This is a genomic window from Methylosinus sp. C49 (assembly GCF_009936375.1).
Taxonomy (GTDB): domain Bacteria; phylum Pseudomonadota; class Alphaproteobacteria; order Rhizobiales; family Beijerinckiaceae; genus Methylosinus.
This window is the reverse complement of record NZ_AP022332.1, coordinates 2,614,234-2,640,705: the sequence shown is the minus strand read 5'-3', so window position 1 is coordinate 2,640,705 and position 26,472 is coordinate 2,614,234. Positions and strand designations below refer to the sequence as shown.

General features: G+C 67.0%; 27 protein-coding genes. 18 read left to right on the top strand and 9 right to left on the bottom strand.

The features are described from left to right. Positions 1–96 precede the first annotated feature (96 nt). From coaD to GYH34_RS12485, 7 genes are all read left to right on the top strand, one after another. A complete protein-coding gene (gene coaD, locus GYH34_RS12515; protein ID WP_161913861.1) occupies positions 97–597 on the top strand; it encodes a pantetheine-phosphate adenylyltransferase in 501 nt (166 codons plus the stop codon). A gap of 26 nt (positions 598–623) precedes the next feature. After that, complete coding sequence (locus GYH34_RS12510; protein ID WP_161913860.1) at positions 624–1,178, top strand: peptidylprolyl isomerase; 555 nt, start codon at positions 624–626, stop codon at positions 1,176–1,178. Positions 1,179–1,261: 83 nt separating this feature from the next. Further along, a complete protein-coding gene (locus GYH34_RS12505; RefSeq protein WP_161913859.1) occupies positions 1,262–1,714 on the top strand; it encodes a peptidylprolyl isomerase in 453 nt (150 codons plus the stop codon). 228 nt (positions 1,715–1,942) lie between these two features. Then, positions 1,943–2,995, top strand: a complete 1,053-nt coding sequence (queA, locus tag GYH34_RS12500; protein WP_161913858.1) for a tRNA preQ1(34) S-adenosylmethionine ribosyltransferase-isomerase QueA — start codon at positions 1,943–1,945, stop codon at positions 2,993–2,995. Next, positions 2,992–3,336 (top strand): hypothetical protein, encoded by a 345-nt coding sequence (locus tag GYH34_RS12495; RefSeq protein WP_161913857.1) that lies wholly within the window; start codon positions 2,992–2,994, stop codon positions 3,334–3,336. Before queA ends, GYH34_RS12495 begins: the two co-directional genes overlap by 4 nt. A 13-nt stretch (positions 3,337–3,349) precedes the next feature. Next, on the top strand, positions 3,350–4,480 hold the full coding sequence (gene tgt / locus GYH34_RS12490; protein WP_161913856.1) for a tRNA guanosine(34) transglycosylase Tgt: 1,131 nt from the start codon (positions 3,350–3,352) through the stop codon (positions 4,478–4,480). Positions 4,481–4,502: 22 nt separating this feature from the next. Further along, positions 4,503–5,708, top strand: a complete 1,206-nt coding sequence (locus GYH34_RS12485; protein ID WP_161913855.1) for a DNA methyltransferase — start codon at positions 4,503–4,505, stop codon at positions 5,706–5,708. 4 nt (positions 5,709–5,712) lie between these two features. Here GYH34_RS12485 and GYH34_RS12480 read toward each other — a convergent pair whose 3' ends face one another. Next, positions 5,713–6,210 carry an N-acetyltransferase gene (locus GYH34_RS12480; protein ID WP_161913854.1) on the bottom strand — a complete coding sequence of 166 codons (498 nt, stop codon included), beginning with the start codon at positions 6,208–6,210 and terminating at the stop codon, positions 5,713–5,715. A 78-nt stretch (positions 6,211–6,288) separates the two neighbouring features. On the opposite strand from GYH34_RS12480, the gene GYH34_RS12475 reads away from it, so the two are divergent. Next, on the top strand, positions 6,289–6,948 hold the full coding sequence (locus GYH34_RS12475) for a M15 family metallopeptidase (RefSeq protein ID WP_161913853.1): 660 nt from the start codon (positions 6,289–6,291) through the stop codon (positions 6,946–6,948). Here the strand turns inward: GYH34_RS12475 and GYH34_RS12470 are convergent, their stop codons facing one another. Together GYH34_RS12470 and GYH34_RS12465 are read right to left on the bottom strand one after the other, a co-directional pair. Next, positions 6,949–8,646, bottom strand: coding sequence for a cation:proton antiporter (locus GYH34_RS12470; protein ID WP_161913852.1), 1,698 nt, complete (start codon positions 8,644–8,646; stop codon positions 6,949–6,951). Positions 8,647–8,708: 62 nt separating this feature from the next. Beyond that, positions 8,709–8,963, bottom strand: a complete 255-nt coding sequence (locus GYH34_RS12465; protein ID WP_018265337.1) for a hypothetical protein — start codon at positions 8,961–8,963, stop codon at positions 8,709–8,711. Positions 8,964–9,150: 187 nt separating this feature from the next. Here GYH34_RS12465 and GYH34_RS12460 point away from each other — a divergent pair, with 187 nt between their 5' ends. Further along, positions 9,151–9,441, top strand: coding sequence for a hypothetical protein (locus GYH34_RS12460; RefSeq protein WP_161913851.1), 291 nt, complete (start codon positions 9,151–9,153; stop codon positions 9,439–9,441). Here GYH34_RS12460 and GYH34_RS12455 read toward each other — a convergent pair. Both GYH34_RS12455 and GYH34_RS12450 read right to left on the bottom strand, forming a co-directional pair. Next, the gene (locus GYH34_RS12455; RefSeq protein WP_161913850.1) at positions 9,436–10,680 is read right to left on the bottom strand and encodes a CCA tRNA nucleotidyltransferase; all 1,245 of its coding nucleotides are present in this window, start codon (positions 10,678–10,680) and stop codon (positions 9,436–9,438) included. The genes GYH34_RS12460 and GYH34_RS12455 overlap by 6 nt on opposite strands. Position 10,681: 1 nt before the next feature. Beyond that, the gene (locus GYH34_RS12450; RefSeq protein WP_161913849.1) at positions 10,682–10,942 is read right to left on the bottom strand and encodes a DUF6111 family protein; all 261 of its coding nucleotides are present in this window, start codon (positions 10,940–10,942) and stop codon (positions 10,682–10,684) included. 435 nt (positions 10,943–11,377) lie between these two features. Between GYH34_RS12450 and GYH34_RS12445 the strand changes: the two genes are divergently transcribed. From GYH34_RS12445 to GYH34_RS12430, 4 genes are read left to right on the top strand one after another with little or no spacing between them, the layout of a single operon-like run. Next, positions 11,378–12,370, top strand: coding sequence for a MoxR family ATPase (locus GYH34_RS12445; RefSeq protein WP_036287119.1), 993 nt, complete (start codon positions 11,378–11,380; stop codon positions 12,368–12,370). Position 12,371: 1 nt separating this feature from the next. After that, entirely contained in the window at positions 12,372–13,298 is a 927-nt protein-coding gene (locus GYH34_RS12440; protein WP_161913848.1) for a DUF58 domain-containing protein, read from the top strand. Further along, positions 13,298–16,078 carry a DUF4159 domain-containing protein gene (locus GYH34_RS12435; protein WP_161913847.1) on the top strand — a complete coding sequence of 927 codons (2,781 nt, stop codon included), beginning with the start codon at positions 13,298–13,300 and terminating at the stop codon, positions 16,076–16,078. Before GYH34_RS12440 ends, GYH34_RS12435 begins: the two co-directional genes overlap by 1 nt. Further along, positions 16,075–18,159 carry a hypothetical protein gene (locus GYH34_RS12430; RefSeq protein WP_161913846.1) on the top strand — a complete coding sequence of 695 codons (2,085 nt, stop codon included), beginning with the start codon at positions 16,075–16,077 and terminating at the stop codon, positions 18,157–18,159. Before GYH34_RS12435 ends, GYH34_RS12430 begins: the two co-directional genes overlap by 4 nt. Before the next feature lie 130 nt (positions 18,160–18,289). Here GYH34_RS12430 and GYH34_RS12425 read toward each other — a convergent pair whose 3' ends face one another. Together GYH34_RS12425 and metC are read right to left on the bottom strand one after the other, a co-directional pair. After that, the gene (locus GYH34_RS12425; protein WP_018265347.1) at positions 18,290–18,544 is read right to left on the bottom strand and encodes a hypothetical protein; all 255 of its coding nucleotides are present in this window, start codon (positions 18,542–18,544) and stop codon (positions 18,290–18,292) included. Positions 18,545–18,655: 111 nt separating this feature from the next. Then, entirely contained in the window at positions 18,656–19,846 is a 1,191-nt protein-coding gene (gene metC, locus GYH34_RS12420; protein WP_161913845.1) for a cystathionine beta-lyase, read from the bottom strand. Positions 19,847–19,943: 97 nt separating this feature from the next. On the opposite strand from metC, the gene GYH34_RS12415 reads away from it, so the two are divergent. Continuing rightward, complete coding sequence (locus GYH34_RS12415; protein WP_161913844.1) at positions 19,944–21,002, top strand: amino acid ABC transporter substrate-binding protein; 1,059 nt, start codon at positions 19,944–19,946, stop codon at positions 21,000–21,002. Between the two features lie 10 nt (positions 21,003–21,012). After that, the gene (locus GYH34_RS12410) at positions 21,013–21,963 is read left to right on the top strand and encodes a DUF817 domain-containing protein (protein WP_161913843.1); all 951 of its coding nucleotides are present in this window, start codon (positions 21,013–21,015) and stop codon (positions 21,961–21,963) included. On the opposite strand, the gene GYH34_RS12405 is transcribed toward GYH34_RS12410, so the two are convergent. Next, on the bottom strand, positions 21,942–22,496 hold the full coding sequence (locus tag GYH34_RS12405) for a DUF2478 domain-containing protein (protein ID WP_024879985.1): 555 nt from the start codon (positions 22,494–22,496) through the stop codon (positions 21,942–21,944). The two genes, GYH34_RS12410 and GYH34_RS12405, sit on opposite strands and share 22 nt — an antisense overlap. A gap of 178 nt (positions 22,497–22,674) precedes the next feature. Here GYH34_RS12405 and GYH34_RS12400 point away from each other — a divergent pair, with 178 nt between their 5' ends. Both GYH34_RS12400 and GYH34_RS12395 read left to right on the top strand, forming a co-directional pair. After that, positions 22,675–23,379 carry a VWA domain-containing protein gene (locus GYH34_RS12400; protein ID WP_161913842.1) on the top strand — a complete coding sequence of 235 codons (705 nt, stop codon included), beginning with the start codon at positions 22,675–22,677 and terminating at the stop codon, positions 23,377–23,379. Between the two features lie 12 nt (positions 23,380–23,391). Next, positions 23,392–24,117 carry a DnaJ domain-containing protein gene (locus GYH34_RS12395; protein ID WP_161913841.1) on the top strand — a complete coding sequence of 242 codons (726 nt, stop codon included), beginning with the start codon at positions 23,392–23,394 and terminating at the stop codon, positions 24,115–24,117. 55 nt (positions 24,118–24,172) lie between these two features. On the opposite strand, the gene GYH34_RS12390 is transcribed toward GYH34_RS12395, so the two are convergent. Beyond that, positions 24,173–25,849: an SPOR domain-containing protein gene (locus GYH34_RS12390; protein ID WP_161913840.1), complete on the bottom strand. Its 1,677-nt coding sequence runs from the start codon at positions 25,847–25,849 to the stop codon at positions 24,173–24,175. 266 nt (positions 25,850–26,115) lie between these two features. On the opposite strand from GYH34_RS12390, the gene GYH34_RS12385 reads away from it, so the two are divergent. Further along, on the top strand, positions 26,116–26,457 hold the full coding sequence (locus GYH34_RS12385) for a phasin family protein (protein ID WP_018265355.1): 342 nt from the start codon (positions 26,116–26,118) through the stop codon (positions 26,455–26,457). Positions 26,458–26,472: the final 15 nt, after the last annotated feature.

The following is a 26,472-nucleotide window of genomic DNA, read 5'->3' as shown; positions in this document are numbered from 1 at the left end:
TTCGAAGGGTTATCTCCCTCGCGACGCGATTGCGTCAGGCAGAGGAGTCGGCGATCGGGCCTCGCCGCTCCGCCAAAAATCGCCTATATCCGCGCCATGACCCGCACCGCCCTCTACACCGGCTCCTTCGATCCGCTGACCCTCGGCCATTTGGACGTGATCCGCGCCGGGGCGAGCCTCTGCGATCGGCTCGTCATCGCCCTAGGCGCGCATCCGGGCAAGACGCCGCTGGTCCCGCTCGATGAGCGCGTCGCGCTCATCGAGACGGTCTGCGCCGGGCTCGCGGAGGCGGCGTCCTGCCGTTTCGAGGTGGTCTCCTTCGCCGGGCTAGCGGTGGAGGCGGCGCGCGAGCATGGCGCCGGGCTGATCCTGCGCGGATTGCGCGATGGCTCCGATTTCGACTATGAAATGCAGATGGCGGGGATGAATCTCGCCATGGCGCCGGAGATCAGAACCATTTTTCACCCTTCGTCTCCGGCGGTCCGGCACATCACCGCGACGCTCGTGCGGCAGATCGCCTCGCTCGGAGGCGATGTCTCGGCCTTTGTTCCGCCAGAGGCGGCAGAGGCTCTGCGCCGCGCGCTCTCCAGACGCTGACAGAAAACACGCAAAGGGAGGCTCGATTGCCTATCGATCGCCGCAGCTTCACGCTCGCCGCTCTCGCCGCCGCCGCTTCCGCCAGCGCAGCCCGCGCCGAGGATGCGCCCGAGCACACGCTCTATCTCGACACCAAGGACGGCCGCATCGTCATCAAGCTGCGCGCTGACATAGCGCCCAAGCACGCAGCGCAGATCGAGACCTTGGCCAAGCGCCATTTCTACGACGGAATCGTGTTCCACCGCGTCATCGACGGCTTCATGGCGCAGACTGGCGATCCGACCGGCACGGGCATGGGCAAGTCCGATCTGCCGAATATTCCGGCCGAATTCTCCAAGGAGAAATTCGTGCGCGGCACTCTGGGCATGGCGCGCAGCCAGAACCCGGACTCGGCCAATTCGCAATTCTTTATCTGCCTCGCGCCGGCGCGCTATCTCGAGGAGCAATATACGGTGATCGGCGAGGTCGTCTCCGGCATGGATGTCGTCGACAAGATCAAGAAGGGCGACAAGGCCGACAATGGCAAGGTGACGAGCCCCGACAAGATCATCAAGCTGCGCCTCGCCGGCGACAATAGCTGATCGCGCCTTTTCGTGTTGCGATCCGAGCGCTTCGGCCCTCGGATTGCTTCGCCGGGCGAAATGTAGAACCGACAGGAGTGGACATGTCCGAAGCCGAAAATCTGAAGCTCGAGACGACGCAGGGCGACGTTTTGATCAAGCTCCGCCCCGATCTCGCGCCCAATCATGTGGCGCATATCAAGAAGCTCGTCTCCGAAGGCTTCTATGACGGGATCGTGTTCCATCGCGTCATCGACGGATTCATGGCGCAGACCGGCTGTCCGCACGGCACCGGCACGGGCGGCTCGAAATACCCCGATCTGAAGCAGGAGTTCAACGCCGAGCCGCATGTGCGCGGCATCTGCTCGATGGCGCGCGCGCAGAACCCCGATTCCGCCAATTCGCAATTCTTCATCTGCTTCGACGACGCCCGCTTCCTCGACAAGAAATACACGGTGTGGGGCCAGGTGATCTCCGGCATGGAGAATGTCGACAAGATCAAGCGCGGCGAGCCGGTCAAGGATCCGGACAAGATCGTCAAGGCCTCGCTGGTCTGACGAAGGTTCGCGCATTCCTTCTCCCGCTCGGCGGGAGAAGGTGGTCCTCGCGTGAGCGAGGGTCGGATGAGGGCGCTTCCGCTTCCGCGCATTCATATACGCGGCGAGCCAAAGGATTGCCGTGCGGGCGTCGGCCCTCATCCGACCCCGCATCGCGGGGCCACCTTCTCCCGCCGAGTGGGAGAAGGAGTCGCGCACGATGACTCTGCGAACCGTCTATAGTTCCCCATGCGCGTCGATCTCTTCGATTTCGAGCTTCCGCGAGAGAGGATCGCGCTGCGCCCCGCCGAGCCGCGCGACAGCGCGCGTCTACTCGTCGTTCCGCCGGACGGCGCCTTCCTCGAGCGCTCCATTCGCGATCTGACCGATTTTCTCGCGCCCGGCGATGCGCTCGTCGTCAATGACACGCGCGTCATTCACGCGCGCCTCTCCGGCTTTCGCGCGCGCGGCGAAACGCGCGCCCATATAGAGGCGACGCTCATCGAACGCGTCGCGGCCGATCGCTGGCGCGCGCTGGTCAAGCCGGCGAAGAAGCTCGCTCTCGGCGAGACCGTGCGCTTCGGCGCGGATGGCGCGCTCGCGGCGACAGCGCTCGAGAAGGGCGAGAATGGCGAGATATTGCTCGGCTTCTCGCGCGCGGGCGTCGCCTTGGACGAAGCCGTGGAGGCCACCGGCGTCATGCCGCTGCCGCCCTATATCGCCGGCCAACGCGCCGCCGACGCGCGCGACGAGACCGACTATCAAACCCTGTTCGCCGCCAACGCCGGCGCCATCGCCGCGCCGACGGCAGGGCTGCATTTCACGCCGCGCCTCGTCGAAGAGCTGCAGGAGAAAGGCGTCTCGCTGCATCGCGTGACGTTGCATGTCGGCGCCGGGACGTTTCTTCCGGTCAAGGTCGAGGACACGTCCGAGCATAAGATGCATTCCGAATGGGGCGCGCTCGACGCCGCTACGGCGCAGGCGCTGAACGAGACGCGCGCGCGGGGAGGGCGCGTGATCGCTGTGGGCACCACTGCGCTGCGCGTGCTGGAGAGCGCGGCGCGCGAGGATGGAACGCTCGCGGAATTTGCGAGCGAGACCGCGATCTTCATCACGCCCGGCTATCGCTTCCGCGCCGTCGACGCGCTGCTCACCAACTTCCATCTGCCGCGCTCGACGCTTTTCATGCTGGTCTGCGCCTTCGCCGGGCTCGAGCGCATGCGCGCGGCCTACGCCCATGCGATCGATCGCGGCTATCGCTTCTATTCCTACGGCGACGCTTGCCTGCTGCTGCGCAAATGAGCGAGCCGCCTTTTCTCGATGTGCGCGTGCTGGCGCTCTGGCGCGACGATCGCACCGAATGTCCGCTGACGCTCGATCTGCGCATAGACGCCGACAGCCGCCGCGTGATCTCGCATTGGGAGACTTTCGGCGCCTGCGACCTTTCCGGCGGCAAATGCCGGCCTTTCGTGCTGCGTCGCGACGGCGCTCTGGATTTCGGCATCGGCGCGGCGGAAGCGTGGCGCACCGATCTGCGCAGCGTCGTCATCAAGGTCGGCGAGCGATTCACCATGCATTGGAACGAGCGCGATTTCGGTGTTTATGAGATCGTCAAAGTGGCGTCTCTCGGCGCCAAGAGCTGAACCAGAGAGACGCATGACCGAGCAATTCGAATTTCGACTGCTGGCGAAAGACGGCGCGGCGCGGCGCGGCCTCGTCTCGACGCCGCGTGGCGACATACGCACGCCGGCCTTCATGCCCGTGGGCACGGCGGCGACGGTCAAGGCGATGTTTCCGCAGGATGTGCGCGCGACCGGCGCCGATATCGTGCTCGGCAATGTCTATCACCTGATGCTGCGACCCGGCGCGGAGCGCGTCGCCACCCTCGGCGGCCTGCATAAATTCATGAATTGGCCGCATCCGATCCTCACCGATTCCGGCGGCTTTCAAGTGATGTCGCTATCGAAGCTGCGCAAGCTGAACGAGGAGGGCGTCGCCTTCCAATCCCATATCGACGGCTCGCGCCATATGCTGACGCCCGAGCGCTCGATGGAGATTCAGCGTCTGCTCGACTCCGACATTCACATGCAATTCGACGAATGCGTGCGCCTGCCTTGCACGGATGCGGAGGCCGAGCGCGCCATGCGCCTGTCGCTGCGCTGGGCGGAGCGCTCGCGCAAGGCTTTCGGCGACGCCAAAGGCAAGGCGCTCTTCGGCATCGTGCAGGGCGGCGCCTCGCCGCCGCTGCGCATAGAGAGCGCGAAGGCGCTGGCCGGCATGGATTTCCACGGCCTCGCGATAGGCGGCCTCGCGGTCGGCGAGCCGCAGGATGTGATGCTGGCGATGCTCGACATCGTCATCCCGCATCTGCCCGAGGAGAAGCCGCGTTATCTGATGGGCGTCGGCACGCCGGACGATATCGTGCAATCCGTGCTGCGCGGCGTCGATATGTTCGATTGCGTGATGCCGACGCGCGCCGGGCGCCATGGCCTCGCCTACACGCGCCTCGGCCGCGTGAATCTCCGTAATGCGCGTCATGCCGACGACGCCGCGCCGCTCGATGAAGGCGCCGCCTGCGCCTCGGCGCGCGATTATTCCCGCGCCTATCTGCATCATCTGGTGAAGGCGCAAGAAATCCTCGGCATGATGCTGCTGACGGAAATCAACGTCGCTTATTATCAGGAGCTGATGGCCGGGCTGCGCGAGGCGATAGAACAGGGACGCCTCGCCGATTTCATCGTGGAGACGAAGGAAGGCTGGGCGCGCGGAGAAGCCAAGGCGCTATAGTCGGCATGAACAAGGGTGATTCATGCCCCAAGCGCTCGCTCGCAATCTCGCCTGCTCGGCCGATACGACTCTCGAAGCAGAGCTGCTCGCTTTCGACGCTTTCGGCGCGCCGACGCGGCGGATAGAGGAGGAGGGGCTCCTCTATCTCGTCAATGAATTCTGGACCTCGGCGCAAAGGCAGGCGCATTCGCTGCACGAGATCAGCTATCGCGCCTGCTTCAAGCCGCAGCTGCCGGGCTTTTTCATCTCGCGTCTCACCTCGCCGGGAGAGGCCGTGCTCGATCCCTTCATGGGCCGCGGGACCACGCCGCTCGAGGCGGCGCTGCAAGGGCGGCGGCCCATGGGCGCGGATATCAATCCGCTCTCCATTCTGCTGACGCGTCCGCGCCTCTCGCCGCCGCCGCTCGCGGCCATAGAGAAACGCCTCGTCGAAATCCCTTGGGAGCAAGGCGAGATCGAGCGAAGCGATCTTCTCGTCTTCTATCATCCCGAGACTTTGCGCCGCCTCTGCGCGCTGCGCCGGCATCTGCTCGAGCGCAAGACGGACGAGGTCGACGATTGGATTCGCATGGTCGCGATCAATCGCCTGACTGGCCATTCGCCCGGCTTTTTCTCGGTCTATTCGCTGCCGCCGAACCAGGCCGTCTCCATCGAGGCGCAGGCCAAGATCAACGCCAAGCGCAAGCAGACGCCGCCCTTGCGCGATGTCGCGGCGCTCATCCTGCGCAAATCGCGCGCGCTGCTCGCCGATGGCGCGCCGCCGCCGCATCCGCCCGCCGTGCTCGCAACCGGCGAAGCTTGGCGCGCGCCCTATGCCGGCGAGGCGGAAGTGCGGCTCGTCGTCACCTCGCCGCCCTTTCTCGATGTCGTGCAATATGCGAGCGACAATTGGCTGCGCAATTGGTTCGCCGGCGTCGATACGGATGCGGTGCGCATTTCCGCGCATCGCAGCGAGGCGGAATGGGAGCGAATGGTCCGCGCCTGCCTCACGGAATTCGCACGCATCGTCGCGCCCGGCGGACATGTGGCCTTCGAGGTCGGCGAGGTGCGCGGCGGCAAAGTCTTGCTGGAGCGGCTCGTCTGGCGCGCCGCCGAGGGGCTGCCTTTCGAGCGGCTCTTTGTGCTGGTCAATAGCCAGAGCTTCACCAAGACCAGCAATTGCTGGGGCGTCGGCAATAACGCCAAAGGCACGAACACGAACCGCGTGGTGACGTTGAGACGGATTTAGCGCCTCAGCCGACCAGCGCGAATGCCGGATGATAATCGACAGCGCCGAGCGCCGTCATCGGCGCCAAGGGCAGGGCCATGAAAAGCTCCGGCGGACCTCCAGCGAAGCGAAGTCCGGCATGGGACCGGAATCCGAAACGGCCGTAATATTTCGGCTCGCCGAAGACGACGCATCCGGCCGCGCCGGCGGCGCGGAGACGCGTCAGACCCGCTTCGATCAGCGCGGCGGCGACGCCCTGGCGCCGATGCTCGGACAGCACGGCGATCGGTCCGAGGCCGAACCAGCCGAGCGCAGCTCCGTCGATCGCGACAGGCGAGATAGCGACATGGCCGACGATGAAGTCGGCCTCGGCGACGAGCGAGATGGTCAGAGCGCCGGCTTCGCGCAGCGCGTCCACGAGCTCTCCCTCCCGCCCCTTGCTGAACGGATGGTCTCGGAAGGCGGCGCTGTGCACGTCGCGCACCGCGACGCGATCTGCTGCGCTCTCGTCTCGAATGAGCATGTGCGACGCCTTTGATCGGGCCGGTCCCTAGGCTAATATTGTCGGCATGCTGCGCTACCGTCAACGCCGAGCCGCTCCATGACCTCCAAAACCACCCGCGATATCGTCGCCGCGGCCGGCGCCTGCGTCGCTTGCACCGCCGCTGCGGCCGCGCTTCCGCCGGGCTTCGTGCGGCTCGCCGATCTCGCGCCGCAGATCGTGCAGGATATGCGTTACGCCGGCGCCGATAATTTCACCGGCCGCCCCGTGCCAGGTTACAAGGCCGCGCAATGCTGGCTGCGCGAGGACGCCGCCAAGGCGCTCGTCGCCGTGCAGGCGGAGGCGAAGCGCCAAGGCTTCGAGCTCATTCTCTATGATTGCTACCGTCCGCGTCGCGCCGTCGCCGCCTTCATCGATTGGGCGAAGGGCCCGGACGAGAGCATGAAGGCGCAATATTATCCGCATGAGAACAAGCGCGATCTCTTCGCGCGCGGCTATATCGCCGAGAAATCCTCGCATTCGACCGGGCTCGCCGTCGATCTCGGCGTGCTGGGCTGGGATTTCGGCACGCCTTTCGACTATTTCGACGAGCGCTCCTGGACCGCGAACAAGGATGTGAGCGAAGAGGCGCAGGCGCATCGCCGCCGCCTCGAGACGCTGATGCGCAGCCACGGCTTCCACAATCTGCCGACCGAATGGTGGCATTTCGCCTTCACCGGCGCGGGAGAGGCGCCGAGCTTCGACGTGGAGATCGAATAATCAGCCGTCCGATCGTGAGCCTTCCTTGCCGAGCCGCTCGAACAAATAGCCGAGCATGCCGAGCGAGAGCTCGGTCTCCGGCGAGAAGACGCGGCCGATGTTCTCGAGCTCGAGCAGCTTCGCCTCCGCATCGTCGCGGGCGCGCAGCGCGACGCCCACGCCGGGATTGACCCTTCGCGCCGCGGCGATCGTCTTCTGCAGGTCGCAGCTGTCGGGCGTCGTCGAGACGATCAGCTCGCTGGCCCGCGCGATATGGGCCTGCGCCAGAGTGGCGGGCTCGGAGGCGTCGCCGCAGACGGCTGCGATGTCTCGTCCCCGCAGCGTCTCCACCAATTCGCGATTCTGCTCGATCACGACGAAATGCGCGCCCCATTCCAGGAGCTTCTCGCCGATGCGACTCCCCACGCGGCCATAGCCGACCAGCACGATTTGGCCGGCGAGGCGGGAATCGTCGACGCTCGCCGGCAATTCCGCGAGCGGATCCAAAGAGCGCGCTTTTTGCCCCAGCCGTACGCGAATCGGCTCGATCACGACGAAAATCAGTGAATTGAGCGCAATGGAGACCAGCGCGCCGGCGAGGATGAGATTGCGTCCGTCCGGCGAGATGAGGCCGAGCGAGACGCCGAGTCCGGCCAGAATGAAGGAGAATTCGCCGATCTGCGCGAGGCTGGCGCCGACGGTGAGCGCCGTGTCCAGCGGATAGCGCAGCGCGAGGGTGAGTCCGACGGCGGCCAGCGTCTTGCCCACCATGACGATGCCGACGACGGCGAGCACGCGCCAGGGCTCCTCGACGAAAGCGCGCGGATCGAAGGCCATGCCGACCGAGACGAAAAACAGGACGGAGAAAGCATCGCGCAGCGGCAGCGATTCGTCGGCGGCGCGATGGCTGAACTCGGATTCGCGCATCATCATGCCGGCGAAAAAGGCGCCCAGCGCGAAGGAGACGTCGAAGAGCTTGGCCGAGCCATAGGCGACGCCGATCGCCGTGGCGACGACGCAGAGCGTGAACAGCTCGCGCGAGCCCACGCCCGCCACCCAGAACAAGAGGCGTGGGAACAGCCAGCGCCCGACGACCAGCATGAGAATGATGAAGGCCGCCACTTTTGCGAGCGTCAGGCCGACGATCGGCCATAGATTCGTCTCGCCCGTCATCGCGTCTGGATCGCCGCCGCCGAGCAGGCCGGCGGCCGGCGGCAGCAGCAACAGCAGCAGAACGGTCGCCAAATCCTCGACGACGAGCCAGCCGACGGCGATGCGGCCGTTGATCGTGTCCATCTCGCCGCGCTCCTCCAGCGCGCGCAGCAGCACCACGGTGCTGGCGCAAGAGAGCGAGAGGCCGAAGATCAGCGCCGCGCCGAAATGCCAGCCCCAATAGCTGGCGACGCCGACGCCCAGCGCGGTGGCGATAGCCATCTGCACCACTGCCCCCGGCGCGGCGATGCGACGGACGGAGAGGAGATCATCGATCGAAAGATGCAGGCCGACGCCGAACATCAGCAGAATAATGCCGATCTCGGCGAGCTGATCGGCGAGCGCAACATCGGCGACGAAGCCGGGCGTCGCCGGGCCGATCAATATTCCGGCGAAGAGATAGCCGACCAGCGGGGAGAGCCGCAGCTTGGCGGCGATGAGCCCCATGAAAAGCGCGAGGCCGAGCGCGGCGGCGAGTGTCGTGACGAGATCGACGCCGTGTTGCATCTTTCCTCCTGAAAACGAGACGCTCGAATAGAGCAATTCGAGCGCCAGAGGAAAGGAGGGGGTCAGTCGGCGCTGGGCAGGCGGCGGATGGTGAACTCGATGCGGCCATCCTCGAGCTCTCGCCAGAACTCGATCTCGGTCATATAGGCGGCTTTGGGATAGAGGTCGAACCATTCGCGCGCCTTGGCGCGGGCCTCGCCGCGCTCGAGCGTGAAGGTCTCGCGCCGCCATCCGTCGCTGCGCGCGCTTTTGACGCTGCGGGCGCGATCGGCGAGCCGACGCGCCACGTCTCTCGGCTGTCTGGTCTCGACGCTCATACGCAACTCCCGCGGCCGACGAGGAGAATGATAGCGCGCCGAGCGGTGAAAAGAAAAGCCGTACGCAAGGACACACAGCGGATTTTCCGCCTCGCGCGCAAGCGCGGCGTCTGCCGGCGCCTCTGGCCGCGGCGCGGCGGCGCCCTAGGATTTTCGCCGAGCGCCCGAGCGGAGCCAAACGGAAAATATGTCTCAAAATCGTCAGCCGCATATTTTGACCGCGGCCTCCAATCTGCTCGGCATCTGCTTCGTGCTGATCACCGGCCTCAAGATCAGCAAGGTGAGCGACAGCACGCTGCTCGACGAGGTGGCCATGGTCTCCGCGGTCGGCTTCGTCGGCGCCTGCCTCTTCTCCTTCGTCTCGCTGCTGCAGCTGCGGGCGCCCCTCAATTATGAGCTGATCGCCGATATTCTGTTCGTCGTCGCCATGCTCTGCTTGCTGGCGGCGGTGCTGATGTTCGGACGCAGCCTGCTATAGCCTCGACGGGCGCAGCGCATCGCGCGCCGCCTCCTCGACGAGCCGCGTCACCGTCGCCGGATCGCGCGGGAAGCCGGCGCGGATCCATTTCGCCTGCAATTCCTTCAGCACGGCGCCCAATGCGCGGCCGGGCGTGAGCCCGCGCGCCATGAGATCGGCGGCCTTCACCGGAAAATCCGGCGCCGGGGTCTCGGCGAGGAAGCGCGCGGCGCGCAGCCAGAATTCCGCATCGGCGGCGGCGGGGCTCTCCGCATGGGCCAGCGCCAGCGCGTCGCGGGCGGCGGCGCGGCCTTGCTCGAAGAGGAGACGCAGCAGCTCCAGCTCCCGCGGCGGCGAGGTCGCGCCATGGAGCCCTTCCAGCAGGCGCGCCGCATGAGCGAGGCGGCGATGCTCGGCGTTGGAGAGCCGCAGCCGATCGCGCAGCCGATCGGCGTCCTCGGGAATGAGAACGCAGAGCGCGCCGAGGCGCAGCAGCGGATCGGCGGCGTGGCAGAGCGCCGCCTCGATCGCGACCAGACGCTCGAGCCGCGCCGGAAAGCTCGCGCCGACGACGACCTCGAGCACGCCCGCCTGCGAGATTTCGCGCGCCACCTCCACCGCCCGCCGCGCGGCGAGCAGCTTCAGCGTCTCGGCGCGGATACGCTCGCCGGAGAGCTTGGCGAGGCTCGCGCGGGCGACGATGGCGGCGTGCAGTCCGGCGGCGTCCAGCGGTCCCTCGCCGAAAGCGGCGTGAAAGCGGAAGAAGCGCAGCACGCGCAAATGATCCTCGGCGATGCGCGTCGCGGGATCGCCGATGAAGCGCACGCGGCGCGCCTCTATATCCTCGCGCCCGCCGGTGTAATCATGCAGCTGTCCGTCGGGCGAGAGCGACAGCGCATTGATGGTGAAATCGCGGCGCAGCGCGTCCTTCTCGAAATCATCGCCGAAGCGCACCTTGGCGTGGCGGCCGAAGGTCTCGACATCCTCGCGCAGCGTCGTGACCTCGAAGGGCGTTCCCTCGACGACGATCGTCACCGTGCCGTGCTCTATTCCGGTCGGCACGCTTTTGAGCCCCGCCGCCTCGGCCGCTTCGGTCACGGCCTCGGGCAGGGCGGTGGTGGCGAGGTCGATCTCATGCGGCGGCCGGCCGAGCAGCGAGTCGCGCACGGCTCCGCCGACGATGCGGGTCTCGCTCCCGGTCGCGCGTAGAGCCTCGAGCAGGCGGATGATCTTGGGATTGTCGAGCAGGCGGATCGGCAAATCACTGAAAGCGACCGGGCGCGAGCCGGCCGTCCTCTATATGCGCCGGGACATAGGTCCCTTCGTTGCGCGGCGACGACAGCGCGAGAAAAAGAAAGCCGGCGACGCCGATGGCGAGGCCGGCGATGGTCAGCGAGGAGACGACGCCGCGCGTCCAGAGCGCGGCCACGAAAGGCCACCGCCGCCGCGCCAGCAGATAGAGCGCATAGGCGACGAAAGGCGTGACGAAGAGCAACGCCGGTTGAACGATGACCCGCCACATTGGGACGCCTCGCACGAAGGGCGCGTTCGCCCGAAAAAGAATCGCCGCGCCGAAACCAAGAGCAAATCATAGCACGAGCGGCCGACGGCCAGGACCGGCTCGAACATTTGTCGAGATTGCAAATAATTGACGGTATCCGCAGGTTTGCGGCGGACACGGTTCGGCTCTCGTCGAAGAAGATTGGCGCTCGCGGCTTCGCTGCGTCGCCGTGGACTTACGAATGCGCAAATGAGCGCGCAGCTCTGGTCGACGCCTCGTTCGGCGCGGCCGTGGCCTCGAGCCTCAAAAAGCCATTTTTGCCGGCGAACCCGTCTGTCCGGGCGCGCCGCGCCTGCGGCCGAAATTAAACATTCTTTAACGTCGACAAGCGTCCTTTCCGGCTTATCCTAGGGGGAAACTGCGACGCCGCCGTCGTCGCCGATCGAAGGACAGTCAATGACCGAGCAAGATTTGGCGAGCGCTCCCGCCGCTGCAGCCGAGCGTGTCCTGGAAGAGATCGGCCGCGCCCGCGCCGCCGTCTCCACCGTGATCTTCGGCCAGGAGGAGGCGGTCGAGCAGGCGCTCGTCACGCTGCTCGCCGGCGGACACGGCCTGCTCGTCGGCGTACCAGGCCTCGCCAAGACCAAGCTCGTCGAGACATTGGGCCGCGTGCTCGGCCTCGATGAGCGGCGCGTGCAATTCACGCCCGATCTTCTGCCGGCCGATATTCTAGGCTCCGAGGTGCTAGAGGAGACCGCCGATAAAAAGCGCGTCTTCCGCTTCGTCAAAGGCCCGATCTTCGCGCAATTGCTGATGGCGGACGAGATCAACCGCGCCTCGCCGCGCACGCAATCGGCGCTGCTGCAGGCGATGCAGGAATATCATGTGAGCGTCGCCGGCGAGCGCCATGATCTGCCTCGACCCTTCCATGTGCTTGCGACGCAAAATCCGCTGGAGCAGGAGGGAACCTATCCTCTGCCGGAGGCGCAGCTCGATCGTTTTCTTCTCCAGATCGACGTCGATTATCCCGACCGCGCCAGCGAGCGGCGCATTTTGCTGGAGACGACGGGCGATCGCGTGACCGAGGCGCGCAAGACGCTCTCCGCGCAGGAGCTGATCGCGGCGCAGAGGCTGGTGCGGCAATTACCGGTCGGCGACAAGGTCGTCGACGCGATACTCGATCTCGTGCGCGCCGCGCGGCCGGGGGAGGGCGATCCCGAGATCGCGCCCCATGTCGCCTGGGGTCCCGGCCCGCGCGCGGCGCAGTCCCTCATGCTCGCCACCCGCGCGCGCGCGCTGCTCGCCGGGCGGCTGTCGCCGTCGCTTGACGATGTGGCCGCACTCGCCGCGCCGGCGCTGCGCCATCGCATGGCGCTGACCTTCGCCGCGCGCGCGCAGGGCAAGACCATCGCCGGCCTCGTCGAGAAGCTCGTCTCGAGGATCGGCTGAGGTGGCGGCGGGACCGGCGGTTTCCACTGAGGCTTTCGACATTTCCGATCGGCTCGCGCTCGCGCGCGGCGTGGACGCCGCCGAGCTCGCCAGCCGTCTGCCGGATATCGTGATCCGCGCGCGGGAAGTGGCGGCGACCGTCGTCCATGGCGCGCACGGCCGAAGGCGCGCAGGAACGGGCGAGAATTTCTGGCAGTTCCGGCCCTTCGGCGCCGGCGAGGCGGCGCATCGCATCGACTGGCGCCGCTCGGCGCGCGACGACCGGCTCTTCGTGCGCGAGCGGGAATGGGAGGCCGCCCATTCCTATTATCTGTGGATGGACTGCTCGCCCTCCATGGGCTTCGTCTCCTCTCTGGCGCTGGAGCCCAAGCTCGATCGCGCATTGACGCTCGGCCTCGCGCTCGCCGACGTGCTCATGCGCGGCGGCGAAAGGATTGGGCTGCTCGGCCTCACCCATCCCATGTCGACGCGCGACATCATCGAGCGGCTGGCGCAGGCGCTCGTCGCAGCAGGCGGCGCGGCGCGCGGCGAATTGCCAGAGGCGGCGGCTCTGCCCGGCGGCGCCAAGGCTCTGCTCGTCTCCGACTTCCTCTGCGATCCGCAGGCGCTTGCCGAACGTCTGACGACGCTCGCGGGAAATGGCGCCGCAGGTGCGCTGCTGATGATCGCCGATCCGGTGGAGGAAACCTTTCCTTTCGAAGGCGAGACGATCTTTCTCGACACGGACAGCCGCGCGCAGCTGCGCGCCGGCCGCGCCCAATCCTGGCGCGACGCCTATGTGGAGCGTCTCGCGCGGCACAGGGACGAGATTGCGAAAGCCGCGTCCGACGTCGGCTTCTCGCTGCATATCCACCGCACCGACCGGCCTGCGGCGGAGGCGGCGCTTTCTTTGAGCTTCGCGCTCGCCTCTGGATTGGAGCGCGTCTGATGGGCGTCACCTTCGCCGCGCCGCTCGCGCTTATCGGGCTGCTCGTTCTGCCGGCCATCTATTTTCTGCTGCGGGTGACGCCGCCACGCCCGCGCGAGATCGTGTTCCCGCCGATCCGCCTGCTCTTCGATCTGCTGCGCCGCGAGGAGACGCCCTCGCGCACGCCCTGGTGGCTGTTGGCGCTGCGCCTCGCGCTCGCAGGCCTCGCCGTTCTGGCCATGGCCGGTCCGGCGATCACGCCGACGGCGACCGCCTCCTTTTCCGGCGCGCCGCTGCTGATCGCGATCGACGACGGCTGGCCGGCGGCGCCGGATTTCGACGCCCGCATCGAGGCGGCGCGCGCTCTCGCCGCCGACGCCGCGCGTTCCGGCGCGACGATCGCGCTGCTGCCCATGTCGCAGGCCGACGCCGCGCCGGCGCCGGAGGACGGCGGCAAGATCGACGAGCGCCTGCGCGCGCTCGCGCCGCAGCCCTATGCGCCGGATCGCGCCGCCGCCGCCGCGAGGCTCACCGAATTCGCGGCCGCCCATCCGCAGGGGCGCATCGTCTGGATCGCCGATGGATTGGCGCAGGGCGGGGCGAGCCAATTCGCCAAAGCGCTGGCGTCGGCCGCCACCGCCGGCGCGAAAGTCGAGACATTGGCCAGCGATCATGTTCCGCGCGCGCTTCTCGCGCCGCAGAACGCAGCCGCGGGCCTCGAGGTGGAGGTGGCGCGCGCCTCCGTCGCTGCGCCTGCGTCCGGCTCCGTTTCCGCTTTCGATCAGCAGGGCCGCGTGCTGGCGCAGGCGCATTTCGATTTCGGCGCGGGAGAAAAGGCGAAAGCGCGTTTCGATCTGCCGATCGAGCTGCGCAATGAGGCGTCGCTGCTCCGCCTCGACGGCGAGGCTTCGGCCGGCGCCGTGGCGCTGCTCGACGGGCGCTCCAAGGTTCGCCGCGTCGCCGTGCTGAGCGGCGTGAGCGCCGATCTCGCGCAGCCTCTGCTGGAGCCGCAATATTATCTGCAAAAGGCCTTCGCGCCTTTCGCCGAGGTGCGCGAGCCGCGGCCGGGCGCCGCCGATCCTCTGCCCGGCCTCATCGCCGAGCAGCCCAATATCGTCGCTCTCGCCGATGTCGGCGCTCTGCCGCCCGACGCGCATGAGGCGTTGATCCGTTTCGTCGAGGAGGGCGGCGTGCTGCTGCGCTTCGCCGGCGCGCGCCTCGCCAACGCCGGCGACGATCTCACGCCCGTGCGCCTGCGCCGCAACGGACGCGTGCTCGGCGGCGCCATGTCCTGGGACACGCCGAAAAAGCTCGCGCCCTTCGATCCGTCGAGCCCTTTCTACGGTCTCGCGGTTCCCGAGGAGGTGACAGTGACGCGCCAGGTTCTCGCCGAGCCAGAGCAGGGCCTGCCGGCCAGGACCTGGGCCGCGCTCACCGACGGCACGCCGCTCGTCACTGCCGAGCGGCGCGGCAAGGGACTCGTCGTGCTGTTTCATGTGAGCGCCGACGCCGCCTGGTCCAATCTGCCGATCTCCGGCCTTTTCATCGACATGCTGCACAGGATCGCCACCGAGAGCGGCGAGGCCGCCGCGCGCCGGGCCGAGGACGGCCCGCGCAGCGATGCGCCGGCTCTGGCGCCGCTCCTCACCCTCGACGGAGGCGGCCGTCTCGGCGCGCCGCCGCCGACCGCCCGGCCGATCGCCGGCGACTATGACGGCGGCGCGAACCGCGAGCATCCGCCCGGCTTCTACGGCGCCGCCGACGCCCCCGTCGCCGTGCAGCCGTTGCGCACGAGCGACGAATTGCGCGCTTTCGATTTCGCCGGGCAGGGCCTCACGGTCTCGGCCTTGCGCGCCGGCGCGCCGATCGATCTGCGCCCCTATCTGCTCGCGCTGGTTTTTATCGCGCTGCTCGCCGATTGGCTGATCTTGCTGTCCATGTCCGGCGCATTGCGCCGGGCCGCGCCGATCGCCCTTGGCGCGCTCTGCGCGCTCGCCGTTCTGAGCGCCGCGCCGCAGGGCGCCCGCGCCAAGGATGCGCCCGCCGCAGCCTCGCCGCGCGACCGCGAGGCGGCGCTGACCACGAGGCTCGCCTATGTCGTCTCCGGCGACGCCCGCACCGACGAGACCAGCAAGCTCGGCCTCGAGGCGCTGTCGCGCGCGCTCAATCAGCGGACGTCCTTCGCGCCCGGCGCGCCGGTCGGCGTCGATCCGGCGCGCGACGAATTGGCCTTCTATCCCATGCTCTATTGGCCGATCGTCGCTTCCGCGCCGCTGCCTTCGGCGCAGACCGTCGCCAAGGTCGGCGTCTATCTGAAGCAGGGAGGCACCGTCGTTTTCGACACGCGCGACGCGCTCACCGCGCATGAGGGCGGACCGCCGACGCCGGAGACGCAATGGCTGCGCGATCTGACACGCAATCTCGACATTCCGCCGCTCGAGGTCACGCCGCGCGATCACGTCATCACCAAGACCTTCTATCTGCTCGACGGCTTCTACGGCCGCACGATCAACGGCAAGACCTGGGTGGAGGCGCTGCCGCAAGAGAGCAAGGACGATCCCGCGCGCCCCGTGCGCGCGACAGACAGCGTCTCGTCTGTGGTCATCACTTCGAATGATCTCGCTGGCGCCTGGGCGGCCGATCGCAATGGCCAGCCGCTCTACACGCTGACGCCCGGCGGCGCACGTCAGCGCGAGCTCGCGATCCGCGGCGGCGTCAATCTGGTGATGTACACGCTGACCGGCAATTACAAATCCGATCAGGTCCATGTCCGCGACCTTTTGGAGCGGCTCGGCCAATGAGCGAGCTGTCACTCTCCTTCGCGCCGCTGCTGCCCTGGCCCGCGCTCGCCGTGCTGAGCCTGGCGGCGATCATTGTCGCGCTGCTGTCGCTGCGCGCCGGCGGACGCGGCGCAATCCTGCGGCTTGCGACATTGGCGCTGGTGCTGCTGGCGCTCACCGATCCGTCGCTGCTGCGCGAGCAGCGCGAGCCGCTGAGAACCATCGTTCCCATCGTGCTCGATCGCAGCGAGAGCCAGAGCTTCGGCGAGCGCATGGCGCAGACCGAGGCGGCGAAGGCGGCGCTGGAGCCGGCGCTGCAAAAGCTCGGCGACATAGAGCCGCGCTTCATCGACGCGGCGCGTCCCGGCGCAGAGGCCGATGGAACGAGATTGTTCCAGGCTCTGGAAGAGGGGCTGAAGGACGTCCCGCGCGAGCGCATCGGCGCCGCGATCATGGTGACGGACGGAATCGTTCACGACATTCCCGCGAATGCCGCCGCGCTCGGCTTCAAGGCGCCGCTGCATGTGCTCGTCACCGGACATGAGGGCGAGCGTGATCGCAGGCTGGAGCTGGTCGAGGCGCCGCGCTTCGGCATTGTCGGCAAGGATCAGACGATCCGCGCCCGCGTCGTCGACAGCAATCTCGGCGGGACGGAGCCGGTCGTCATCACGACGCGCCGCGACGGGCAGGCGCTCGAGCCCATCATCGCGCGGGCCGGCGAGATCGTCGACATTCCGCTGCGCGTCGAGCATGGCGGCGCCAATGTCGTCGAGCTGGAGGTGGAGGCGCTCCCCGGCGAGTTGACCGCAGTCAACAACAAGGCCGTCGTCACCATAGAGGGCGTGCGCGACAAGCTGAAAGTTCTACTCGTCTCCGGCGAGCCGCATCCCGGCGAGCGCAGCTGGCGCAATCTTCTGCGCTCCGACGCCAATGTCGACCTCGTGCATTTCACCATTCTGCGGCCGCCGGAGAAGCTCGACGGCACGCCGCCGCACGAGCTGTCGCTGATCGCCTTTCCGACGGCCGATCTCTTCGGCCGCAAGATCAACGAGTTCGATCTCATCATCTTCGATCGCTACTCGAACCAGACGATCCTGCCCTCCGTCTATTTCGACAATATCCTGCGCTATGTCGACAATGGCGGCGCCTTTCTCGTCGCGACGGGGCCGGATTTCGCGACCGTGCAGGGGCTCTATTATTCGCCGCTGGAGAGCATCATTCCGGCGCGGCCGGACGGCTCGCTCTATGAGCGCGCCTTTCGCGCCCATGTGAGCAAGGATGGCGAGAAGCATCCGGTCACGCGCGGGCTCGAGGGCGCGCGGAGCAGTCCTCCCGCCTGGGGCGAATGGTTCCGCCAGGTCGACGCCGAAGTGGTGAAGGGCAATTCCATCCTCACCGGCGCCAATGACAAGCCGCTGCTCGTGCTCTCGCGCGAGGGCAAGGGCCGCGTCGCCGCTCTGCTCACCGATCAGATGTGGCTGTGGGCGCGCGGCTATGAGGGCGGCGGCCCGCATGTCGATCTGATGCGCCGCCTCGCCCATTGGCTGATGAAAGAGCCCGATCTCGAGGAGGAGGCGCTGCGCGCCAGCGCCCATGGCCATGACATCGCCATCGAGCGCCAGAGCCTCGAGGAGAAGATCGACGCGGTGACGATGACGACGCCCTCCGGCGCGACATCGCAGATCGCGCTCGCGCCCGCCGAGCCCGGCCTCGCGCGCGCGCATCATGCGGCGAAGGAAATGGGGCTCTATCGCTTTCAGAGCGGCGAGCTGACGGCGCTGGTCAATGTCGGCCCGGAGAATCCGCGCGAGTTTCGCGAGGTGGTCTCCACCACCGAGAAGCTGAAGCCTCTCGCTGAGGCCAGCGGCGGCACGGTGCGACGTCTGTCGAAAGACGCGAGCGGCGCGATCACGCTGCCCCGCATCGTGGAGATGCGCGAAGCTTCGGTCTTCGGCGGCGCCGATTATATCGGCGTGAAGCGCACCGGCGCGAGCGAGCTGAAGGGCGTGGAGACGGCGCCGCTCGCGATTGGCCTCTGGGGCCTCGCGGCGCTGCTCGGCATGATCGTGCTGGCTTGGGGCTGGGAAGGACGGCGGGGGTAGAGGGGCGTCTCTGACGCGAAAACGCCCCGCCTGTTCATCCGAGGTCGGGGCGTTCATGCGAGCGGCCGCGCTCGCGGCGCTCGATCTATGAAGAGAATAGGAGCTGATTTTTTCCGCGCAAGAGGGGCGATCAGCTCGAGCGCGTCATTTCTGGAAATCGCGCGAGAAAGGCGCGCAGCACGACGAGCTGATCCGCCGCGCGGCGCTGCAGCCCGAGGTCCAGAAAGCCGTCGAGATCGGAGACGATGAGATCGCGCACCACGGCCGGCCCATGGCCGAGTCCGAGCAGATAGGACGCCAGCAGCGCCTCGTGCTGCGCCGAATGCCGCACGCCGGACATGACCTCATTGGAGGTGGGCGACAGATCGAAAGCTTCACCACGCATCGAACCGTTCCCCTCGAGTTCGCCCGCGACACTCCGTCGCGCTCCGATGCGTAAGTATGCGCTTTCGCGCATATGCGAAATCAAGGGGAACTACCTATTCAATGCGATGCTTTAGGCTTTCCAGGCGCGAAGCCGCGCGAAGCCGGCGTCGAGATCCTCCTTCAGATCATCCAGATCCTCGAGCCCGATCGAGAGCCTTATCGCCGGACCGCCGGGCGCCCATTCGGTCGCGGTGCGATAGGAGGCGCAATCGAAGGGCAGAGCGAGGCTCTCGAAGCCGCCCCAGGAATAGCCGAGGCCGAACAGCTCGAGCCCATCCAGCATAGCGGCGACCGCCTCCGGCGGAACCGGCTTCAAGACGAAGGAGAACAATCCGGTCGAGCCGAGAAAGTCGCGCTTCCACAAAGCGTGGTCGGCGTGGTTCTCGAGCGCCGGATGGATCACCTCGGCGACCTCCTCGCGCGCGGCGAGCCAGCGCGCCATCTCGAGGCCTGCGCGCTCGGCCTCGCGCAGACGCAATTCCATCGTGCGCAGGCCGCGCAGCGCGAGAAAGCAATCCTCCGGCCCGGGACAGATGGCGAAAGCGTTGTAGGTGGCGCGCAGACGCTTGGCCCATTTCTCATTCGCCGAGACGAGGCCGAGCAGAAGATCGGAATGGCCCGCGAGATATTTGGTGCCGGCCTCTATGGCGAGATCGACGCCGCGCTCATGCGGCGGAAAGAAGAGTGGCGTCGCCCAAGTGTTGTCGAGGACGACGCAGGCGCCGCGCGCATGGGCGACCTCGGCGATGGCGGGAATGTCCTGCACCTCGAGCGTCTGCGAGCCGGGCGACTCGGTCAATATGGCTGTCGTGTTCGGCCGCATCAGCGCGGCGATGTCGGCGCCGATGCGCGGATCGTAATAGCTCGTCTCGACGCCGAGGCGCTTCAGCACGCTGTCGCAGAACATGCGCGCCGGCAGATAGCAGGAATCGGTGACGAGCAGATGGTCGCCGGCCTTCAGCGCCGTCAGCAGAGCGAGGGTGATCGCGGCGAGGCCGGAAGGGACGACGACCGCATCCGCCGCGCCGGCGACATCGATCCAAGCCTCCTCGAGCGCGTGCGTCGTCGGCGTGCCCTTGGTGGCGTAAGTATAGGCGCCGCGATTGGCGAGCAGGGACGCCGTGTCGGGAAACAGCACGGTGGAGCCGCGATAGATCGGCGTGTTGACGAAGCCGAATTGCTCGGAGGGCTCGCGCCCGGCGTGGGCGAGGCGGGTGCGGTTTTTCTTTTTTCGCCCAGATTGTCCTCTAGTCTCGCTCATGTCTCGCCCATCGGCCTTTCTGCGAACGCAATTGCGGCTGCTTCGTCCGCGCCGCAGTATAGACTGTTCGCGCAGGACATGGGCGAAAGAGGAGCAATTGTCCAATGATCGCCGATCGCCCGAGCCCAATCCAGAGTCGGACATGATCTCTCGCCTGTTCCGCAAAATTCTCATCGCGAGCGCTCTGCTGCTCGCCGTCGGCGCCGAGGCCTCGACGCTCGAGCAGGCGCAAAAGCGCGGCTTTCTGATCTGCGGCGCGAGCAATGGCCTGCCGGGCTTCGCGCATCAGAACGAGGCCGGCCGCTGGAGCGGCTTCGACGTCGATTTCTGCCGTGCGCTCGCCGCCGCCATTTTCGACGATCCCGAAAAAATGCGCTTCGTGACGCTCTCCGCCAAGGATCGCGTGAAGGCGCTGCAATCGGGCGTCGTCGATCTGCTGGCGCGCGGCGCCGCTTTCACATTGTCGCGCGACGCCGGGCAGGGGCTCTCCTATACGGCGATCAGCTTTTTCGACGGGCAGGGCTTTCTCGCGCGCAAAAAATCCATCGCCGCGTTGCGCGATCTCGGCGGCCTCTCCGTCTGCGTGCAGCAGGGAACGCCCTTCGAGCTCGATCTCGTCGATTTTCACCGCGAGGGCGTAAAGCCGATCGAGCCCAAGCTGTTCCCGACATTCGAGGAGGCGGCCAAGGCCTATTCCGACGCCAAATGCGAGGCGCTGACCGCCGATCTCTCGACGCTCGCCGCCAAGCGGCAAGAGTTGGCCGCGCCCGCCGAACATGCGATCCTGCCCGAGCTCATCGACAAGGAGCCGCTCGGCCCCATCGTGCGGCAAGGCGACGACCAATGGTTCGACATCGTGCGCTGGACGCATTTCGCCATGGTCGATGCGGAGGAGCTGGGCGTGACCTCGGCCAATGCCGACGAGCAGCTGAAATCGGCCGATCCGCGCGTTAGGCGCCTGCTCGGCGTCGACGGCGGCCGCGTCGACGGGCTGGGGCTCGAGGCCGATTGGGCCTATCGCATCGTCAAGCATGTCGGCAATTACGGCGAAGCGTTCGAGCGCAATCTCGGCGCCGGCTCGCCGATCGGCCTGGAGCGCCGGCTCAACGCGCTGTGGACCAAGGGCGGGCTGATGTATGCGCCGCCGGTGCGGTGAGCGAAAAGAAATGGACCCGGGCTTTTTCGATCCTCGCGCCAGCGCGGCGGCGCAATGGGCGCCATTGGCGCGCTTCGCCATCGCCGAGGCGCGCCTCGCGCGCTGGGCCTCGCAGCGGCCGTTGCGCCGCCTGACATACGAGTTTCTACGCTTCGGCGTGAAGCAGGCGTGGGCGTGCCTGTTCGGCTTTCTGATGGTCGGGCTGCTGATCGCGACGCATTTTTTCTATCCGCGCGAATTTTTCCTCGCGCGCTATGATTTTCTCTTCCTCGCCGCGCTCGCCATTCAGGCGCTGCTGCTCGCGACGCGTTTCGAGAGCCTGCAGGAAGCCAAGGTGATCCTGCTGTTTCATCTCGTCGGCACGGCGATGGAGGTCTTCAAGACCGCGGTCGGCTCCTGGATCTACCCCGATCCGACCTTTTTCCGCATCGGCGGCGTTCCGCTCTTCACCGGCTTCATGTATGCGGCGATCGGCAGCTATATGATGCGCGCCTGGGTGGTGTTCGACTTTCGCTTCATTCGCCATCCGCCGATATGGATGGTCGCTGCGCTCGCCGTGGCGATCTACGCCAATTTCTTCCTGCACCATTACCTGTGGGATTTGCGGATCGCGCTGTTCGCGGCGACGGCGGCGCTGTTCGCGCGCACATGGATTTTCTACCGCGTGCATCACAGCTGGCGGTCGATGCCGCTGCTGCTGGCGGCGCTGCTCGCCGCGAGCTTCATCTTTCTCGCCGAGAATGTCGGAACCTTCACCCGCACCTGGCTCTATCCGAGCCAGCTCGCGGTCTGGTCGCCGGTCGGCGCGGCCAAGCTCGGCTCGTGGTTCCTGCTGCAGATCGTGAGCTACGCGCTGGTCATAGCGGTCAAGCGGCCGCGCGCGCCGGACGCCGAGCCGCTGGAACTCTCACGCGAGCGTCATCGCCGCCGCTTGGCGGATCATTCCGCGCCCGTGAGCTGAGCCTTTTGCGCTCGCTCCCACCAGGCGAAGAGCGCGTCGAGATCATGCGCGAGGAATTCTGCCAACGGGCCGGCGAATTGGCGCCACTCCTCGACGTAATGCGGCGACACCGCCGTCACCACCGGAACCTTGGCCAGCATGGAAGCGCGGAAAGCGTCGGCGAGGCCGCCGCGCGAGGCCTCCTGCTTGCTGAATTTGCTGATGACGACGAGATCGACGCCCTCGGCGACGCGTCGCTCTATCGAGGCGCAAGCGAGCGCCAATTCGCTCGAGTCGAGATTGCAGGCGACAGAGCCCGCCCCCAGATCCTGCGAGATCGCATAGAGCGCGCCATCGGCGACGTCGCGCAGCACGATGCGGCTGCGGCCGGTCGCTTCGTCGAGGATGCGCGCCTGAGTGACGCCGGCGACTCGCGCTCCGCTCTCGGCGAGACGCTGCGCGAAATCGGCGATCAGCGCCTGCGCCTGAGCGCTCGGCTCGCCGGGAAGGGCGGCGATCGGCGCCGTTGCAGGCAAGGAAGCGTAAAGGGTCATTTCGGGTTTTCCGGTAAGGCCTGACGTCGCGATTTCTGTCGAAAGACGCGGCGGACTCGCCTATCCTCGCGTGATCGGCGGAGCGGGCCGGCCTTGCGCGGCGAGGCTCGCGCCTCTTGTCATTCCCGGGGCGGCGACCGATCTGATATAAACGGTCAGGGACGCGACGTGAACAGCCGTGAGCGATGAAAGAGGCAATGCGCCGCTTTCCCCTTCCGCGCGCGCGGAGGCGGTGGAGGCGTTCATTCGGGAGGCGCGGCGCGTCGGCGCCGCGGCCGCGCGGGGTCGGCTGATTTTCGCGCTCGACGCCACCATGAGCCGCCAGCCGACATGGGATCTCGCGCAATCGCTGCAGGGCCGCATGTTCGAGGAGACAGCGGCGCTCGGCGGGCTCGACGTCCAGCTCGTGTTCTTTCGCGGCTTCGGCGAGTGCCGCGCATCGGGCTTCGTCGGCGGCGGGCAGGGGCTCGCGGCGTTGATGGCGAAAATCTCCTGTCGCGGCGGCCGCACGCAGATCGGCAAAGTGTTTCGCCATGCGCTCGAGGAGACGAGCGCACGTCGCATCGGCGCTCTCGTCTTCGTCGGTGACGCGATGGAAGAGAACGCCGACGAGCTTTGTGAGCTCGCCGGCAGGCTCGGCCTTCTGGGCGTGAAGGCCTTCATGTTCCACGAGGGCGCCGATGCGCAGGCCGGCGCCGCCTTTCGCGAGGTCGCGCGGCTGACCGGCGGAGCCTACGCCGCTTTCGACGCCTCGGCGCCGCGTCGTCTCGCCGAGCTTCTGTCCGCTGCTGCGGCTTATGCGGCGGGTGGGCTGGCCGAGCTCGAACGGCGCGCTACAAAAGGCGAGGACGCCGCGCGTCTTCTTTTGTCACAAATGGGGTGAGGAGCCCGCTTCATGCCGGTGCTGATCGGATTTCTCGCATTGGTGCTCGCGCTCTACGGATTGCGCATGTTCACGCGCGCTTCGCCGGCGGCCATGGCCCGCATCATTCGCAAGGGCGGCGGCGCGGCGACGATCGCGCTCGGCCTGTTCTTCATTTTGCGCGGACGCATCGACATCGGCCTGCTGCTGGCCTCGGCCGGCATGTGGCTCTATGGCGCCTTCTCGCGCGGGGTGAAGCGCTTCGGTCACGGCACGACGGGGGCAGGCGTCTCGCGCGTGCGCTCGGCCATGATCGAGATGGAGCTCGACCATGCGAGCGGCGCCATTCGCGGCACGATCCTCGCCGGCAAGGACGAAGGCAAAAGGCTCGACGCGCTGACGCGGGCGGCGGTGATGGAGCTCTTTCGCCACTGCCGCAGCGTCGATCCAGAGGGCGCCCGTCTGCTAGAGGTGTATCTCGACCGCCGGTTTGCCGGCTGGCGTCAGACAGGAGACGGTGGACGCGACTCGCGGGGAGCGGATGCGGGCGGCGTTGGACCAGGCCGCCGCGGCGGCACGATTTCGGAAGATGAGGCCTATGAAATTCTGGGCCTCAAAAAGGGAGCGGCGCGCGAGGACATCGCGCGGGCGCATCGCGATCTGATGAAGAAGCTTCATCCTGACCATGGCGGGACGACCGATCTCGCGGCTCGGGTGAACGAAGCCAAAGATGTCCTCATGCGTCGTCATCATCATTGAAGCTCGGCCTTGTTCGCTCAATGCTCGTCGCTTTTTGGAAAAATAGGTCCGTCGATCAATTCTTCGTCGCGAAACAGGAGAAGCCCGAGCGCTTCAGGGCGCGACAGGCGGTCTCCGCGCTCTTCTCCTCGAGCCCGGCGAAACGGGCGCGATAGAGCGTCTCTCTTCCCTTTTGCACCTTCTCGGTGAACGCCTTGGCCGTGGCCGGCACGCCCTTGGCGCGAGCGCGGGAGAGCAGCTGCTGCGCTTTTTCGGCGTCGTCCGTCGCGCCGATCTGAATCATCCAGCCCGAATGAATCGGACGGGCCTGGTCGGCCTTGGGCAATTCGGCGCGATCGCTACGGGCGACCAGCGTGCGGTCGGCGTCGGACATGCGCGCCGGCAGCGCGGTCGGCGTCGTCGCCGAGGCGATCTTCGTCCCATGACCGGCCTTGGCGGCGGTCGAACCATCGGCCGTCGCATGAACCCCGTCGCGCCGAGACGGCTCGGGCTGATGGCGCGGGCCACGCTCTTGCGCCGGCTCCGCAGCCTTTTGGCCGCCGGCGACGAAGGCAGGACGAATCTTGTCGCCGCGGACGGGCGTCGGGACGGCGAGAAGCGGCGGCGCCGAGGCGAGCGCCATCGCCGGCGCGACGCGCGGGGCGGGCGCAGCGGGAGCCGTGACGGCGGCCGCGACGACCGGCGCCTCGTCTTTCTCCTCCTCGGCGGCCTCGGCTCGGGCGATCGGAGCCGGCTCGCCTTCGGTGATGGCGCGCGCCGTGCGGACGGCCGCGCCGTCGTCGATATGCTCGGAGATGAGGCCGGCCATCACGCGGTCGCGGGCCGCGGCCGTGCGGCCGCCCATGACGACGGCGACGATATGATGGCCGTCGCGGCGCACCGAGGTCAGCAGATTGAAGCCAGAGGCGTGCGTGTAGCCGGTCTTGATGCCGTCGACGCCGCGAATCTGCCCGAGCAGATGATTGTGATTGCGATGCGACTGGCCGCGCCAGACGAAGGCGTGGGTGGAGAAATAGTGATAATAGCGCGGGAAGCGATCCTGGATCGCGCGGCCGAGCAGGGAGAGATCATGCGCCGTGGTGATCTGCTCGTCATTGGGCAGGCCGGACGCGTTGGCGTAATGCGTGCGGCTCATGCCGAGCTGATGCGCCTTATGCGTCATCATCTCGGCGAAGCTCTCCTCGTCGCCGGCGATGTTCTCGGCGATGGCCGCGGCGATGTCGTTCGCCGATTTGGTGACGACGGCCTTGATGGCGCTCTCGACGTCGATCGTCTGGCCGGGGGCGAGGCCGAGCTTGGTCGGCGCCTGCGACGCCGCATGGGCGGAAATGACCAGCGGCGAGTCGAGCCGCAGCCGCCCCTTCTCGATCTGCTCGAACAGGAGATAGAGCGTCATCACCTTGGTGACGGAGGCGGGATGGCGCAGCTCGTGCTCATTGCGCGCATAGAGCGTGCGGCCGCTATTGGCGTCCACCACAATGGCGGCGAAGGCGGGACCGGCGGCGACCAACGAATGGCCGCGCCGCGCCGCATGGGCGAGATGCGCGCCGCCGCGGCGATGGTGCGCCGCGTGATGGATGAAGGAGTGGCGCGCGTGATAGGCGCGGGCGGAATGATGATGACGTCTGGCCTCGGCCGGAAAAGCGAAGAGCGCCGATAAAGCGGCGAGAGCCGCCAGAGCCGCCACCCACTTCCAACGCTCGAGCCCGCCGGCGACGCCACGCTTCGTCATCTATGCATATCCCGTTCACTTGCCCCATCATGCGCTCGCGGCGGCCCGGTCAGCCTGGGCGTTGCCGAAAAGTCACATGATTACAATCTTACCGATGCGAGGTTACCCCCTGGTTAAGGCGAAAGGCGTTCGGGATTGTGGTTTTGCATCGCAACATTGTCGTTGACTTCGATTGTGCATTGCATATAAGTTTATCCTGTCAACTGAGCGCAGGGAGTCCGCCACGGGGCGAAGGCCGAATAGCGCTCGATACGAGGACGAAACCGATGGTTGCCACTTTCGAAAGCGTTCAGCAGCTGGGCAAGGAGCAATTCGAAGCGGCGTCCGCGGCCGCGGCGGCCCTCACCAAGGGTTGGCAGACCATTGCGGCGGAGACGACCGACTATTCGAAGAAGTCCTTCGAAAAGAGCCGCCTCCTCGCGGAAAAGCTGATCGGCGTCAAGAAGATCGACGAAGCCCTCCAGTTGCAGTCGGATTACGCCAAGGGCGCGTACGAAGATTTCATCGCCGAAGCGACCAAGCTCGGCGAGCTCTATTCCAGCCTCGCGAAGGAAGCGTTCAAGCCGGTCGAAGCGGCGGCGACGAAAGTCTATTCCGCGGGCGAGTGATCGCCGGCAGACGCG